General features: G+C 47.9%; 17 protein-coding genes and 1 riboswitch. All 17 genes read left to right on the top strand.

The annotated features are described in order from the left end of the window. The first annotated feature begins 6 nt into the window (after positions 1–6). The 17 genes from AC58UW_RS09275 to cobS all read left to right on the top strand — a co-directional run bounded on the left by AC58UW_RS09275 (position 7) and on the right by cobS (position 14,218). A complete protein-coding gene (locus AC58UW_RS09275; protein WP_497420391.1) occupies positions 7–687 on the top strand; it encodes a PspA/IM30 family protein in 681 nt (226 codons plus the stop codon). A 115-nt stretch (positions 688–802) separates the two neighbouring features. Next, complete coding sequence (locus AC58UW_RS09270) at positions 803–1,222, top strand: DUF350 domain-containing protein (protein WP_057304794.1); 420 nt, start codon at positions 803–805, stop codon at positions 1,220–1,222. Positions 1,223–1,359: 137 nt separating this feature from the next. After that, the gene (locus tag AC58UW_RS09265; protein ID WP_497420390.1) at positions 1,360–1,860 is read left to right on the top strand and encodes a hypothetical protein; all 501 of its coding nucleotides are present in this window, start codon (positions 1,360–1,362) and stop codon (positions 1,858–1,860) included. A gap of 119 nt (positions 1,861–1,979) precedes the next feature. Then, complete coding sequence (locus AC58UW_RS09260) at positions 1,980–3,296, top strand: MFS transporter (RefSeq protein ID WP_497420389.1); 1,317 nt, start codon at positions 1,980–1,982, stop codon at positions 3,294–3,296. 82 nt (positions 3,297–3,378) lie between these two features. Beyond that, entirely contained in the window at positions 3,379–4,287 is a 909-nt protein-coding gene (gene cysK / locus AC58UW_RS09255) for a cysteine synthase A (RefSeq protein WP_497420627.1), read from the top strand. Between the two features lie 139 nt (positions 4,288–4,426). Next, on the top strand, positions 4,427–4,696 hold the full coding sequence (locus tag AC58UW_RS09250) for a hypothetical protein (RefSeq protein ID WP_497420388.1): 270 nt from the start codon (positions 4,427–4,429) through the stop codon (positions 4,694–4,696). 179 nt (positions 4,697–4,875) lie between these two features. Next, positions 4,876–5,367: an Lrp/AsnC family transcriptional regulator gene (locus AC58UW_RS09245; RefSeq protein ID WP_497420387.1), complete on the top strand. Its 492-nt coding sequence runs from the start codon at positions 4,876–4,878 to the stop codon at positions 5,365–5,367. Positions 5,368–5,382: 15 nt separating this feature from the next. Further along, on the top strand, positions 5,383–6,588 hold the full coding sequence (locus AC58UW_RS09240) for an aminotransferase class I/II-fold pyridoxal phosphate-dependent enzyme (RefSeq protein ID WP_497420386.1): 1,206 nt from the start codon (positions 5,383–5,385) through the stop codon (positions 6,586–6,588). A gap of 68 nt (positions 6,589–6,656) precedes the next feature. Beyond that, positions 6,657–6,923 carry an aspartyl-phosphate phosphatase Spo0E family protein gene (locus AC58UW_RS09235; protein ID WP_127457311.1) on the top strand — a complete coding sequence of 89 codons (267 nt, stop codon included), beginning with the start codon at positions 6,657–6,659 and terminating at the stop codon, positions 6,921–6,923. A gap of 61 nt (positions 6,924–6,984) precedes the next feature. Beyond that, positions 6,985–7,515: a hypothetical protein gene (locus AC58UW_RS09230; protein WP_497420385.1), complete on the top strand. Its 531-nt coding sequence runs from the start codon at positions 6,985–6,987 to the stop codon at positions 7,513–7,515. A gap of 31 nt (positions 7,516–7,546) precedes the next feature. Beyond that, positions 7,547–7,706: riboswitch (cobalamin riboswitch) on the top strand. A 156-nt stretch (positions 7,707–7,862) separates the two neighbouring features. Further along, on the top strand, positions 7,863–8,876 hold the full coding sequence (locus AC58UW_RS09225; protein ID WP_497420626.1) for an ABC transporter substrate-binding protein: 1,014 nt from the start codon (positions 7,863–7,865) through the stop codon (positions 8,874–8,876). Continuing rightward, a complete protein-coding gene (locus AC58UW_RS09220; RefSeq protein ID WP_497420384.1) occupies positions 8,877–9,914 on the top strand; it encodes a FecCD family ABC transporter permease in 1,038 nt (345 codons plus the stop codon). It abuts the gene before it with no gap. Between the two features lie 5 nt (positions 9,915–9,919). Next, positions 9,920–10,696: a heme ABC transporter ATP-binding protein gene (locus tag AC58UW_RS09215; protein WP_497420383.1), complete on the top strand. Its 777-nt coding sequence runs from the start codon at positions 9,920–9,922 to the stop codon at positions 10,694–10,696. A gap of 26 nt (positions 10,697–10,722) precedes the next feature. Beyond that, the gene (gene cobT / locus AC58UW_RS09210; protein WP_497420382.1) at positions 10,723–11,802 is read left to right on the top strand and encodes a nicotinate-nucleotide--dimethylbenzimidazole phosphoribosyltransferase; all 1,080 of its coding nucleotides are present in this window, start codon (positions 10,723–10,725) and stop codon (positions 11,800–11,802) included. Positions 11,803–11,830: 28 nt separating this feature from the next. Beyond that, positions 11,831–12,406: a bifunctional adenosylcobinamide kinase/adenosylcobinamide-phosphate guanylyltransferase gene (gene cobU / locus AC58UW_RS09205; RefSeq protein WP_497420381.1), complete on the top strand. Its 576-nt coding sequence runs from the start codon at positions 11,831–11,833 to the stop codon at positions 12,404–12,406. Positions 12,407–12,437: 31 nt separating this feature from the next. Beyond that, the gene (gene cbiB / locus AC58UW_RS09200) at positions 12,438–13,412 is read left to right on the top strand and encodes an adenosylcobinamide-phosphate synthase CbiB (protein ID WP_497420380.1); all 975 of its coding nucleotides are present in this window, start codon (positions 12,438–12,440) and stop codon (positions 13,410–13,412) included. Then, positions 13,388–14,218 carry an adenosylcobinamide-GDP ribazoletransferase gene (gene cobS, locus AC58UW_RS09195; protein WP_497420379.1) on the top strand — a complete coding sequence of 277 codons (831 nt, stop codon included), beginning with the start codon at positions 13,388–13,390 and terminating at the stop codon, positions 14,216–14,218. The genes cbiB and cobS overlap by 25 nt, the downstream gene beginning before the upstream one ends. Positions 14,219–14,220 lie beyond the last annotated feature (2 nt).

Raw genomic sequence — 14,220 nt, 5'->3', positions numbered from 1 at the left:
TTCAAGATGGGTATTTTTAAAAGATTACGTGACATGACGATGGCTTCGGTGAATGATTTGCTGGACAAAGCAGAAGACCCAATCAAAATGTTAAATCAGTTCTTGCGTGACATGGAAGAAGACATTTTGGAAGCAGAATCCGCAGTTGCTAAGCAAATTGCCATCGAGAAGAAATTCAAGCTTCAATTCGAAGAAGCCGAAGAAATGGTTACCAAACGTACAGAGCAAGCGATGAAAGCTCTTGAAGCCGGCAATGAAGATTTGGCCCGCCGCGCGCTCGAAGACAAGAAAGAGCAGCAAGTTCGTTTCGATGAGTTGAAACGTCAATATGATCTTGCCAAAACGAATGCGGATCAACTTCGCAGTCAATTGTCTGAGATGAAAGACGAGTTCAGCAAAATGAAAAACAAGAAGGATTTGTTGATTGCACGTGCTGAAACAGCGAAAGCGCAAAAACAAATCAATCAAGCGATGTCCGGGTTTGGTACAGACAACGCAGCCAAAGGTTTTGACCGCATGAGCGAGAAAGTACTTCAAATGGAAGCTGAAGCGCAAGCAAGCGGCGAGATTCGTTCCAAAAACCGCAGCTTGGATGATGAACTCGAAGGACTTGGCGCAAGCAAAAGCGGCATCGATGATGAATTGGCAGCCATGAAAGCAAAGCTTGCTGAAAAAAAACAATCTTAATGATATACTAATAGTACCTGCGAGAGACTGAGCCTAACTCAGTCTCTTCTACCGTATATAGGGATTTTTAAATCAAGATTTAAACTCTCTACATGGAAGGAAGGCAGGAGACGATATGAATGAAGAGGTGGATGTGTTGCTGAGTAATCCGTATTTATCGACGCTTGCATTTTTTGCAGTTGCTGTCATCGCGCTTGTGGTATTTTTAACGATTTTCGAAATGGTCACGAAGTATGATGACTGGGCAGAGATCAAAAAAGGCAACCTCTCTGTGGCAATGGCGACAGGCGGGAAAATTTTTGGGATTTGTAACTTGTTCCGGTTTGCCATATTGAATAATGACACGATGATTCACTCTCTCATTTGGGCAGGCTACGGATTCTTGCTGTTGCTGGCAGCCTACTTCATTTTTGAGTTCTTAACGCCTTATTTTAAAATTGATGAAGAAATCAAAAAAGATAACCGCGCTGTAGGTTTCTTATCTTTGACGCTATCTGTCTCCCTTTCTTACGTAGTGGGCGCATGTGTAACTTAGAATCATACATAGTCTTGGAGGCTTGAACATGAAATACCTGTGGGGCACCTTGTTTGCTATTGCATTTGTATTTATGGCGGCAGGGATTTATTATTTAATGAAATTTGCTTGAGTGCAATAGATGGAGGAATTACGTCATGAGTGCGAATGAAGAAGTTGTTTGTCCTTGGTGTCAAACGGAGATCGTTTGGGATCCCGAGATTGGGCCGGAGGATGAATGTCCGCATTGTTTTAACGAGTTGAATGATTATCGCAGTATTGATTTGAAGGTGAAATTAACGGGTCAACCGCTCCGTTTTCAAGAGCAGGAGTTTCCTGATGCTGATGAGGATTTGTCTTTGGCATGGGATGACTCGGATGAGCCGCTTGATAAATATGGAGAAAAGGTACAGCATATCACAGATGAGCAGGAAGAAGCGCCTGAATGCTCGAACTGTCACGAACTGCTGCTGCTTGCCGGGAATGAAGTTGTTAACGAAACTTCCTTCACGCCATCCATTCCCAAAACGCTGGGCAGCGCATTCCTGACGGCGCCATTCACGATGAATGTGTATGTGTGCCCATCCTGTTTTAAAGTTGAAAAAGTGTTGTCCGATACAGACCGATTACTGATGGTTGAACGCATTAAATCGGAGTAAAAAGCAAACCGAGTCCTCATGGATTCGGTTTTTTTATTATGGAAATACCTCATACTTTCACCCGAATAGGGAAGCTTAACTAGAACTATTTCTTATCCGAGGGGAAAGGTGAGGGAAGTATGCATAATGATGAGAGCATGCAGCGAATGCATCTAGGTAAAGGGAAAGAACGACAGAAGGGCAATTATTTTGAGGATCGCGATAAGCAACCTGCTCAGGATAATAAGTCGGGAGCAAAAAAAGGCCGATTGGACTCGCAGGCGATTCTGCTGCTTATTGTTCACACGCTATTTGGCAGTGCAAATGCGCTGTCGGGAACGTTCGTTGGCGTATATTTGTGGAAAGCCAAAAATGACTACGCTTTAATTGGTTGGTTCACATTAGCGACTCATTTGACGATGGCTATCACCTTCTGGTTAGCAGGGAAGTGGGTGAAGGAGCATAATAAAATGAATTGCTTGCGCATTGGCGTAGCCATTTCGGCAGTCTTTTATATGCTGGTTTTGTGGCTGGGAGCTAACAGCTTTCAATATTTTGTTTGGCTGGGCATCGTGCAAGGAATTTCAGCAGGGTTGTTCTGGGTAGCTTTTAACGTTGTTTACTTTGAAGTGACGGACCCTGACAATCGAGATCGGTTTAACGGTTCTGTGGGGCTGCTTGGAGCTGGAGCGGGCATCATTGCGCCATGGATTTCAGGTTTATTGATTGTGAGCTTGGGGGATATCAAGGGCTACCGGTTAATCTTTTCGATTTCGCTCGGCATCTTTCTGTTAGGTGTTGTGATTAGCTTTTTTTTAAAAAAGAGAAAAGTACAAGGTACCTACGAATGGATGTTTCCTATTCGAAGCCTTCGGCAAGCGGAAACGCCTTGGAAGCGAGTTAGCTTGGCCTTGGTTTTTCAAGGCGTTAGAGAGGGTGTCTTCGGTTTCATGATCGCTCTGCTTGTTTACATTTCCACATCAAGCGAAGCGAGTTTAGGGAATTTTGTGTTGATTACGTCAGCGGTTTCTTTAGTTAGCTTCTGGGCGGCAGGCCGTTTTATAAAGCCTCGGTTCCGCAAGGTTAGTATGTTTATCGGTGCAGCTATGGTGGTAGCGATCATTCTTCCTTTTTTCTGGAAAATGGGATACAGCACTTTGCTTATTTTCGGATTGGGGTCAGCGCTTTTCTTTCCCATGTACTCCGTACCGATGGTATCGGCTGTATTTGATCTGATTGGTTCGACGGAAGCAAGCGCTAAGCAGAGAGAGGAGTATATCGTGCTTCGTGAGCTTGCCTTGAATGTTGGCAGGGTCTGCGGGGTTCTGCTGTTCATTTGTGTGATTTCGTGGAGCAAAGCGCCACTTGTCATTAATGCGCTTTTATTAATCATAGGCAGCTCTCCGCTTTTTAGCTGGTATTTTATGAAAAAGCAGTTATCTGTAATTAAAACTTGACATCACTTAGAGTTCCCTATAAAAATGTGGATAGTGTTGGTTATTGGGAAGAGGAGGGGGGCAACCCTTGACACATAAAAAAATGGTGAACAGCATCACAGAGCTAATTGGCGATACGCCTGCAGTCCGAATTCATCGGTTGGTGGAGCCTGGCGATGCAGAGTTGTATGTAAAACTTGAATATTTTAATCCAAGCGGCAGTGTAAAAGATCGGGCGGCATTTAATTTAATCGAGCAGGCGGAGAAAAACGGTCTGCTCCGCCCCGGCGCAACGATCATCGAGCCTACCAGCGGCAATACGGGTATTGGCTTGGCAATGAATGCTGCAGCCAAAGGCTATAAAGCCATTCTCATCATGCCGGACAATATGTCGAAGGAACGGATTAACCTGCTCAAGGCGTATGGCGCAGAGGTCGTCCTGACGCCTGCCGCGTTGCGGATGCCAGGTGCTATTGCCAAAGCACAGGAGCTGAGGGATCAAATCCCGAATAGCTACATCCCCCAGCAGTTCGAGAATCCGGCTAATCCGAGCATTCACCGGGTTACGACAGCCCCTGAGATTATGGAGCAGATGGAAGGGCGTCTGGATGCTTTCGTTGCTACTTCAGGAACTGGTGGAACCATCACAGGAACGGGCGAGGTGCTCCGCGAGAAGCTGCCGAACATACAGATTTATGTGGTGGAGCCAAAGGGGTCTCCTGTTCTATCAGGAGGAACCCCAGGACCTCATAAGCTTGTTGGCACAAGCCCGGGCTTTGTACCGTCTATTTTGAATACGGGCATATATGATCAGATTGTACAAGTTACGGATGAGGACGCGATTGGCACGATGAAGGACTTGGCTAGTAAGGAAGGTATCCTCGTAGGACCATCTGCGGGCGCGTCGGTTTGGACGGGATTGCAAGTCGCCCGTAAGCTTGGAGCGGGTAAAAGGGTGCTTTGCATTGCACCGGATACAGGTGAAAGGTATTTAAGTATGGACCTATTTTGAATAAAGGATAGGCAACGAGTACGGCTTACTGGACCAAATCGTCCAGAAGTCGTATTTTTTATAAAAAATATTGAATAAAAATTCATTGTTGAGTATAATTATAGAAGTAACGAAGCGATTGCAGAGAGGTGGATTTACCTTGAAATTAGCCTATATTAATGGACATCCCCAAAATGATCAACTCAATGAGTTTATACAGGCATATACAAATGAATGCATAACAACAGGTGCTCAAAATCAAGTAAACTGGAATCAGCTGGAATCCCAGAATGTGATTGCGGTGTACGATGAAAATACGCTTGTCGGAATCGGTTGTATGGCTGGCGAACCGAGTATCCATGTACGACCTACGTATGAACACCGTGAAATTGAACATATGGTTGCTAAATTGCTGAAAGCTGGAATCTAGGTTGGTCGTAAAAATGATAAGCTGCCTGGTTCAGGCGGCTTTTTGTTGTTCTCCTGTAACAAACTTCGTTTATACACAAATTATCTGAAAATTTGATGAGCGGAGTAATTGAATTAGGACAGCAATTCATTGTAAGATTAAAGGATGAATGAATACGATCTCAGAAAGGTTGGTTAACCATGGATGCTTTGAAGCTTAAAATTCTCGAATTACTGAAAGAAGACGCCCGCCGGAGTGCGGAACTCATCGCCACAATGTTAGGAACGGCGGAGGACGAGGTGGCGCGAGCGATAAGCGAGATGGAAGCGGATAAGGTCATCGTCAAGTACGCCACAGTTGTTAACTGGAGCAAAGTAGATGACGAAAAGGTTACCGCCCTAATTGAAGTGCAAATTACGCCTGAACGCGGACGCGGGTTCGACGCTATTGCGGAACGGATCTATTTATATCCAGAGGTCAAATCAGTGTATCTCATGTCTGGCGCATTCGATTTACTTGTAGAAGTCGAAGGTAATTCCCTTAAACAAGTCGCTTCTTTTGTATCTAACAAGCTATCACCCATTGATCGCGTGCTTTCAACGAAAACGAATTTTATCTTAAAAAAATACAAACAAGACGGCATCATTTTCGAGGATCAGGCAGATGATCATCGGATGCTTGTCTCTCCGTAAGGAAGAGGTAACGCCATGATCAAAAATGAGACAATTGTAGAGCCGAACAAAGTGAAATCGATGCAGGGTTATCTCGCTCCTGCCGTACGAGAAATGAAGCCCTCAGGTATTCGGAAGTTTTTTGATCTTGTAAACAACAGCAAGGACGATATTATTTCACTTGGTGTGGGGGAGCCGGATTTCTCAACGCCTTGGCACGTCCGTGAAGCAGCCGTTTACTCTTTAGAGCGCGGCAGAACGAAATATACGCCAAACTCAGGGATTCCTGAGCTTCGTGAAGCGATAGCAGATTATTTGTACACGTCATTTAAAGTGAAATATGAACCGTCGAATGAAGTTCTAGTGACAGTCGGAGGCAGTGAGGCCATTGACTTGGCATTGCGTGCATTAATTACTCCGGGGGACGAGATTCTGATTCCAGAACCTTGCTACATCTCTTACTCGCCTATTACGAGTATTAGCGGCGGCGTTCCTGTCGGAATCGAAACGTTCGCTAAGGACCAGTTCAAGCTAACGGAGAAGGCGCTTCGCGATGCCATTACGCCACGCTCCAAGATTTTAATACTATGTTATCCAAGCAATCCTACTGGCGGTATAATGACTTACGAGGACTGGCTGCCGATTGCCAAAGTTGTGGAAGAGAACGATCTTATTGTGATTTCGGATGAAATTTATGCCGAATTGACTTATGGTCAGAAGCATGTGAGCTTTGCAGCTGTTCCTGGCATGAAAGATCGGACGATTCTAGTGAGCGGCTTCTCCAAAGCTTTTGCGATGACTGGTTGGAGAATGGGATATGCATGCGGTCACCAAGAGTTAATCTCGGCAATGACCAAAATACACCAATACACGGTGATGTGTGCACCCGTTATGGGTCAAGTTGCTGCACATGAGGCTTTGACGAATGGTTTGGAAGAGAAAGACCGCATGATAGAGTCCTACAATCAACGCAGGCGTCTGGTCGTCAAAGGATTCCGCGACATTGGGCTTGAGTGTCATGAACCGCAAGGTGCATTCTATGCTTTCCCAAGTGTAATTGCCACAGGACTAACTTCAGATGAATTTGCACAGCGGCTTTTATTCGAAGCTAAGGTGGCTGCTGTACCGGGAGATGTGTTTGGGTTAGGGGGAGAAGGTTTCTTACGTTGCTCTTATGCGTATAGTGTTTCTCAACTGAATGAAGCATTGGAGAGAATCGGAAAATTTCTAAGAAATTTGTAATTCAATACGAAAAAATCTATGTTAATTATTCACGAAAACTGGTATTCTGGTAATAAGGAGGGATGAGCATGGCTTTTATGGAATACCAACTATCAACCTATCGAAAACATCTGCAAATTAATGAACAAGATTTCGAACAACGTTGGTTGACTAAGCGTGCTAAGAAACGTAACTCCCTAAACTTATTAGAAGAAGAGATTCATTCTCTGCGGCGCAGGTTAGAACAGATGGTGCTAGACGGGGAAGAAATGACATCGGAATCCGTCGTGGAGCTCAGTACGATACTTGATCTCAAAATAAATGAATATATGAATAATTGGAAGAAAAGTCGGTGAAAACCGACTTTTCTCGCGACTATCGATATAGGAAGATCGTATACGGAGGTACTTTTACAACATGAAATTGAAATTGCTAATGGTAATGCTGGTGTCGGCGCTTATGGTGATGTTCGCGGGTTGCGGAGGACCAAAGCCGGATGTTTCAATATTTGTAATGGGTCAAAATGGTTTCCCAAGTGATGCTGGTGAGAAGCTGGAGGCATCCTTAAAATCAAAGATCGGCGAGGTTCCTACCGTCAAGCTGAATACATCCCCTATTTTCTCCATGGAAAAAATGATCGTTGAGCTAGCAGCAGGAGGAAATGGCATCTTTATTCTTGCGGATGAGCAATTTAAAGCATTAAGCCAACAAGCTGGATTTTTATCTTTGGATGAGACGATTAGCCCTTCTGATTATCCAGATGGGGTTATCGAAATCGCGGAAGAGGGCAAGCCTGCAGAAAAGCATCTGTATGGGATTCCGCTCACAGGGAACAAGTGGATGAAGGAGCAAGGATTTGAAGGAAAAGGGCTTATTGCTTTTATTCCTGTCAATGCCCCGAAGCAAGAGGAAGCCAAGAAAGTACTTAAGGTTATTGCACAAAAGTAGCAAGAAGTCTATAATCGACAATTAGATTGATAGTCAAATATGCAGCCATTGGTGTCGGCAACGAATTCAGAAATGAAGATCATTGCCGCTTAAAAGGGAAGCCGGTTAAAGTCCGGCGCGGTCCCGCCACTGTAATCCGGAGGTTAGTGTTGCCGGAGAGCCAGGATACCTGCCATGGTGCCGTTACGACATCCTTCGAGGAAAAGGATCGCGTTAAATCAGGAGGCAACGGATTCGTTGCTGAGTACCGCGATTTATCGTCCCCTTTGTTCCTTAGGAACAGAGGGGCTTTTTATTTTGGGTCAATTGAAATCATATGTTTCAGAGAGAGAGGTTCTATCATGCAAATGAATAAAAATGGGATGAAGAGGGCGCTAATCCTAACGGTTGCCTTAGCAACGGCGGTCAGCTTAGCAGCTTGCGGTAAGCAAGAAGCGGAAATTACCAATCCATCTAAACTTGGCGGAGAGGCAACAACAGCGCCTGCGCCTTCTGCATCAACAGCTGCGACATCCAAAAAGACGGCGTATCCGCTGAAAATTAAAGACGCAACGGGAAAAGAATTCACTTTTGAGAAGGCGCCAGAGCGGATAGCATCTGTTTCGCCCGCAGAAACGGAAGCCCTTTTTGCACTTGGTTTGGACGCTAATATTGTCGGCGTATCCGATTTCGATGATTATCCGGAAGCAGCGAAGTCCAAGCCCAAATTAGGCAGTATCACAAAGCCAAACCAGGAAGCTTTGATCGCTACCAATGCGAATATTGTATTTACAGGCGTCTCAATGAAAGCTGACACGGTTAAACAGCTGCGCGAATCGAACATCAACGTGTTTAAAGTGGAGCCCAAAACGTTAGATGATGCTATTGCGAACATTCAAACGTATGGTTTGATTACAGATCGTCAGGAACAAGCCGAGAAAATAGTCTCCAAGATGAAGGCGGATCGTCAGAAGGTTGTCAACGCCGTGAAAGACGTAAAGCAAGAAAATAAGAAAAAAGTATACATAGAATTCAGCCCGGGCTGGACAGTCGGAAGCGGCGAATTCATGGATGAGCTGATCACACTTTCCGGCGGTATTAATGTAGCTGGCGACGGCAAAGGCTGGTACCAAATCAGCGAAGAGAAAATCATCGGACAAAACCCGGCTGTTATTCTCTTTGCGAACGGTGTCGTAGATACCAAAAGCAAGAAATCGCTGGATGAAATTATTCGCACGCGAAGCGGCTGGGATGCCATTGAAGCTGTGAAAAACAAACAGGTAATCGGTCTTGACCAGAACCTGCTGAGCCGTCCAGGACCGAGATTGACCGATGGACTGCTCGAAATGGCGAAAGGCATATATCCTGAATTGGTGAAATAAATGAAAAAAAAACTAATGCTGTGGGGAGGAGTAGGAGCTATACTCCTTCTTCTTTCTATTTTGGCAAGTTTATCGCTGGGAACAGCCAATCTCCCAGTTCTCCAAATTGCGGGCATCCTAGGAAAGCATATTCCTTGGGCAGGTGACTATATTGACGTCACCTGGCAGCAGTCTGCGGAACAAATTATAAATAAGGTGCGTTTACCTCGCGTATTGCTGGGGATTCTCGTAGGGGCGTCTCTTTCCGTTGCTGGAGCCGCTTTCCAAGGCGTGCTGCGCAATCCGCTTGCTGATCCCTATGCGCTAGGAGTTTCTTCAGGCGCTTCGGTCGGGGCGGCGTTTTTAATCTATTTTGGGCTGCAAATGGCTTTGTTTGGGCAATGGTCGATTCCGATTGTTGCTTTTGTGACGGGACTTATCTCGCTTTTCCTCGTTCTTAAGCTGGCTCAGATCGATGGCAAGCTGAAGATGGAGACGCTTATCTTGTCCGGCGTTGTCATGCAAGCTTTTCTTGGCGCTATTGTTTCCTTTATGGTTTCGATTTCCAAGCAGGTGATTAATGAAATTGTATTTTGGTTAATGGGCAGCTTGGCGATGCGGGGCTGGCCGTACATAACGATTATTTCGCCTTATTTAGTCATAGGTTTAGTAGTATTGCTTAGCTATGCAAGATCATTGAATTTGCTTGCGCTAGGAGAGCGACAAGCCTCCCACTTGGGAGTGAATGTAGAACGTACGAAGCTGATTGTGTTAATTGTCGCTACATTTATTACGGCAGCAGCTGTCTCTGTAGCAGGCGTTATCGGGTTTGTTGGACTAATCATTCCGCACTTAGTACGTCTTATCGTCGGGCCAGACTACCGTCTCATTATCCCTCTATCCGCCATTGGTGGCGGTATCTATGTTCTGTGGGCGGATACGCTCGCTCGCACATTGCTAAGTCCGACGGAGATTCCGCTTGGTGTTATCACAGCGTTTTTGGGCGCGCCATTTTTTGCCTATTTGCTACATAAGGATAAGAAAACGTTAAGAGGTTGAAAAAGATGATTAAAGTGCAGCAGCTTTCCCAAAGCTTTCATGAACAGTCGGTACTTGAAAATATAAGCTTTGAGGTCCAACAAGGCGAGTTTTTTGGTATTATTGGGCCAAATGGCAGCGGGAAATCGACGTTACTACGCCTGCTTTCCGGGATTGATCCGGTAAAAAAAGGCTCAGTAGAGCTGGAGGGTCGACCAACATCGGCCTATTCAAGGAAGGAACTAGCCAGATGGCTGGCGGTTTTGCAGCAAGATGCACTGCCACCCGTTGGTTTTACGATTCGCGAAGTTGTGGAAATGGGCCGCTATCCCTTTCAGAACTGGCTTGGCGAGGATATAGCGGAAGCGGAGCAATTAATCGAAGCTATCATTCGGAAGCTGCATCTGGAACCGCTTGTTGAACGTACGATTGAGCGTCTCAGCGGCGGTGAGAGGCAGCGGGTAGCGCTTGCGAAAGTCATGGCCCAACAACCGCGATTACTCATGCTAGATGAGCCTACAACTTTTTTGGATATCGGATATCAAGTACAGATGATGGATTACATTCAGGAATGGCAGCGTGAATCGCAGTTAACCGTTGTTGCCGTTCTGCATGACTTGAATTTGGCCGCGCAATACTGCACAAGGCTGATGGTGATACATAACGGAGAGTTGGCAGCGATAGGAACGCCTGAAGAGATCATCACAAGCAAGTTAATTACAGAGGTCTATGGAACAGAGCCCATTGTTCTGCAGCACCCTGCGAACCAAGCACCACAGATTTTATTGCAGCCAGGAAAATAATGAACTTGGTAACGGAGGAATGGAAGATGAGTAATTTGCAGGCGATTATCGGGGCCATCACACCTATTCATTCAGATGTGGTAGAACAAGCGAATGATCACTTGAATCAATTGACTAAACCGCAGGGAAGCCTAGGCAAATTAGAAGATATTGCGCGGCAAGTGGCTGGGATTACCGGCGAAGTGAAGCCGCTTTTTGATAAAAAAGCAGTCATCGTGATGGCTGGCGATCATGGTGTTTGTGAGGAAGGCATTAGCGCTTTCCCGGCGGAAGTTACGCCGCAGATGGTGCTGAACTTCCTTCATGGCGGAGCAGCAGTTAATGTGCTTGCCAGACACGCGGGAGCAGACGTTGTTTGCGTTGATATGGGCGTTAACGCAGATCTCGAGCATCCGAACTTGGTTTCACGCAAAGTGAGAAAAGGTTCGCGCAACATGGCGCGTGAAGCGGCACTTACGTTGGAAGAAACCGTACAAGCGATTGAGGCAGGTGTCGAGTTAGTGGATGACCTGGCGCAGAAGGGCTATCGTCTTTTCGCGACCGGTGAAATGGGGATCGGCAACACAACGGCTAGCGCAGCGATTCTATGCGCATTGGCTGGCGTAGATGCTGAAATCTCCGTAGGCCGCGGCACAGGCATTGACGATGCGAAATGGCTGCATAAGCGGTCGGTTGTCAACAAGGCGCTCCACGTGAACGGGCTTCGCCCGGCGAAGGACAACGCCATCAGCACAAGCGGCGACTTCGCGCTTGAGGTGCTCAGCAAGGTCGGCGGATTGGAGATCGCCGGACTGGTTGGCGTGATTCTTGGCGCAGCGAAGAATCGCTGTCCCGTTGTCGTCGACGGCTACATCTCGTCGGCGGCAGCGCTCGTGGCGAGCCGATTAGCCCCGCTAAGCGCGTCCTACATGCTCGCCTCGCACTTATCTCAAGAGCAGGGACATACGAAGATGCTCGAGGCGGTCGGCCTCTCTGCGATGCTGCAGATGGATATGCGCCTAGGCGAAGGAACAGGAGCGGTGCTTGTCTTTAACTTGATCGAAGCCGCAGGCAAGATCATGAGAGAGATGGCGACATTCGAAAGCGCAGGCGTGTCACGGGAGTAAACAGCATGAGAAGGAGGGCGAAGACATCATGGCGGTGTTGGTAACAGGCGGCGCGCGCAGCGGCAAGAGCTCTTTCGCTGAGAAGCTCGCGATGCATGGCGGCGAGCGCGGGGTCTATATCGCGACCTCCCACATCTACGATGAGGAAATGAGGGAGCGGGTTCGTCTGCACCAGCAGACGAGGCTCAGTTCGGGGTATCCCTGGGATACCCGTGAGGAGCCGTATGGGCTGTGCGAGCTCTTGACGCAGCTAAGCGAGAGCGGCGCGGAGGCCGTTGTCTTGGTCGATTGTTTGACACTCTGGCTAAGCAACTGGCTGCTTCGGTTTGAGGGAGAGCAGGATGCTTCCGCGTTGGTGATGAAGCAAGTTGACCAGCTGGTGGATACGGTGTCGGATTACCGTGGACAGCTCATCTTGGTTACGAATGAAGTCGGCGACGGCATTGTGCCGGAATACCCGCTTGGCCGCAGCTTCCGCGATTTGGCTGGAAGAATGAATCAGCGGTTAGCTGAGGTGTGTGAGCAGGTGTTCCTAGTAACGGTCGGAATACCCGTAGAACTAAAAAGATTGGCTTACCGGCTGGATGAAAGCAAGCAGCCTTAAGAGCATGGAATGAACGGTGCGGTGATGAGTTATGTGGATTTATTCCTGGCAGGAGATCGTCAGTATGACGGCTGCTGCCATTGTACTAGATTGGCTCATTGGCGATCCCAGATGGCCGACACATCCCGTTATCCTTATTGGGCGTTGGATACGCTGGATGGAAAGCTTGCTGCGCAAAAAAAGCTACTCGCCTTTGCATGAAAAGCTTAACGGAGTCTTGCTTACAACTACTACTTTAATAGTCAGCACGGGGAGCGTGTTCATCCTTATTCTAACCGCACGCTCGATTAACGAATGGCTCGGCTATGCCGTCTGTACGTGGTTGATATCAACGACGATTGCGATAAAAGGGCTAAAAGATGCTGCTTACCTCGTGTACAATCCGCTGCGCAAAGGCGAACTTGCCGACGCTCGCAAGTATACGGGCTACATCGTCGGCCGCGATACGGAAGCGCTCGACGAAGAGGAGCTAACGCGCGCGGTCGTAGAAACCGTGGCGGAGAACATCGTTGACGCGGTGATCTCGCCGCTCTTCTATGCGCTGATCGGCGGTGCGCCGCTCGCTATGCTGTATCGGGCATCGAATACGCTGGATTCGATGGTCGGCTACCGAAATGACCGTTACCGTCATTTCGGCTGGGCGTCGGCCCGCTGGGACGACGCCATGAACTGGATCCCGGCCCGGCTGACCGGCCTCCTGCTGATCCTCGTCGCCCTGCTGCAGCCGGGCCTCTCGGCGAAGCGCGCAGCGGCGGCGATACGCCGCTTCGCTCACCTGCACCCCAGCCCGAATAGCGGAATTCCGGAGTCGGCGGTCGCCGGGGCACTCGGAATTGAGCTTGGCGGGCTGAACATCTACGGCGGCGTCCGGAGCGAGCGCGCCCGCCTGGGCTGGCCGCTGCGTCTGCGGACGCAGCAAGATATCGTGTACGCCGTGAGAATGCTCTACGGCGTTAGCTTTGTAGTGATGGGAGGATTGCTGTGCATACTGCTCGTATTGTTCTAGATTGGCTGCGTGCTTGCATTGCAGCCTTTCAATTTCTAACGCGTTTGCCGATTCCTGTGCAAATTACCTATACAGACCTTGTCTTCCGGCGCAGCGTGATCTTCTATCCGTTAGCCGGCGGTGTGATAGGTCTCTTGCTGCTTCTGGCGAGTGAATGGCTGGGTCTGATCCTGCCCCCACTCCCAGCAGCTGTGCTGCTTCTGGGACTTTGGGTCGTCTTAACAGGCGGGCTGCATCTGGATGGACTCATGGATACCGCGGACGGGATCCTTAGTCACAGGCCGCGCGAGCAAATGCTGGAAATCATGAAGGACAGCCGTGTTGGAGCCATGGGTGTTATTGTTGCCTTCCTTCATCTGCTTCTCAAGTTCGCGCTTCTCTACACGCTGCAGGAGTCCAATCAGTGGGATGGAGCCACCGGTAGTATGGGATACTTGCTGCTTGCGATTGTCCCCATTTGGAGCCGATGGTTTATGACCGTGGCTATTCAGGGATGGCCTTATGCCCGGAAAGAATCGGGTTTGGGTAGTTTTTTTCAGGGGATAACGAAGTTGCACGCGGTTATTTCGCTAATAGTAGCCCTGTTCACAACCACTTTATTCGTTAGGTTCAACAATACAGACCTCGGCACTGCGATTTGGCCTGTCCCTATCTACTTTGCTTGCGGCACCTTCTTGGCAGGATGGTTAATTGCCACCTATATAAGCCGTAAATTAGGAGGACTAACAGGAGATACCTATGGTGCTTTGAATGAGCTGCTTGAAGCGGTTCTCCTGCTTGGCGTCGTTATTTGTGCAACACCATAAAG

The sequence above is a fragment of the Paenibacillus sp. J22R160 genome, assembly GCF_059692135.1.
This window is presented reverse-complemented; position numbering and strand designations above follow the sequence as displayed.

Coding starts and splice junctions, on each gene's coding strand:
- cysK (WP_497420627.1), top strand. CDS start 3,379: ATGGTGAACAGCATCACAGAGCTAATTGGCGATACGCCTGCAGTCCGA.
- cobU (WP_497420381.1), top strand. CDS start 11,831: ATGGCGGTGTTGGTAACAGGCGGCGCGCGCAGCGGCAAGAGCTCTTTC.
- AC58UW_RS09220 (WP_497420384.1), top strand. CDS start 8,877: ATGAAAAAAAAACTAATGCTGTGGGGAGGAGTAGGAGCTATACTCCTT.
- AC58UW_RS09230 (WP_497420385.1), top strand. CDS start 6,985: ATGAAATTGAAATTGCTAATGGTAATGCTGGTGTCGGCGCTTATGGTG.
- AC58UW_RS09225 (WP_497420626.1), top strand. CDS start 7,863: ATGAATAAAAATGGGATGAAGAGGGCGCTAATCCTAACGGTTGCCTTA.
- AC58UW_RS09270 (WP_057304794.1), top strand. CDS start 803: ATGAATGAAGAGGTGGATGTGTTGCTGAGTAATCCGTATTTATCGACG.
- AC58UW_RS09245 (WP_497420387.1), top strand. CDS start 4,876: ATGGATGCTTTGAAGCTTAAAATTCTCGAATTACTGAAAGAAGACGCC.
- AC58UW_RS09265 (WP_497420390.1), top strand. CDS start 1,360: ATGAGTGCGAATGAAGAAGTTGTTTGTCCTTGGTGTCAAACGGAGATC.
- AC58UW_RS09215 (WP_497420383.1), top strand. CDS start 9,920: ATGATTAAAGTGCAGCAGCTTTCCCAAAGCTTTCATGAACAGTCGGTA.
- AC58UW_RS09235 (WP_127457311.1), top strand. CDS start 6,657: ATGGCTTTTATGGAATACCAACTATCAACCTATCGAAAACATCTGCAA.
- AC58UW_RS09240 (WP_497420386.1), top strand. CDS start 5,383: ATGATCAAAAATGAGACAATTGTAGAGCCGAACAAAGTGAAATCGATG.
- cbiB (WP_497420380.1), top strand. CDS start 12,438: ATGTGGATTTATTCCTGGCAGGAGATCGTCAGTATGACGGCTGCTGCC.
- AC58UW_RS09275 (WP_497420391.1), top strand. CDS start 7: ATGGGTATTTTTAAAAGATTACGTGACATGACGATGGCTTCGGTGAAT.
- cobT (WP_497420382.1), top strand. CDS start 10,723: ATGAGTAATTTGCAGGCGATTATCGGGGCCATCACACCTATTCATTCA.
- AC58UW_RS09260 (WP_497420389.1), top strand. CDS start 1,980: ATGCATAATGATGAGAGCATGCAGCGAATGCATCTAGGTAAAGGGAAA.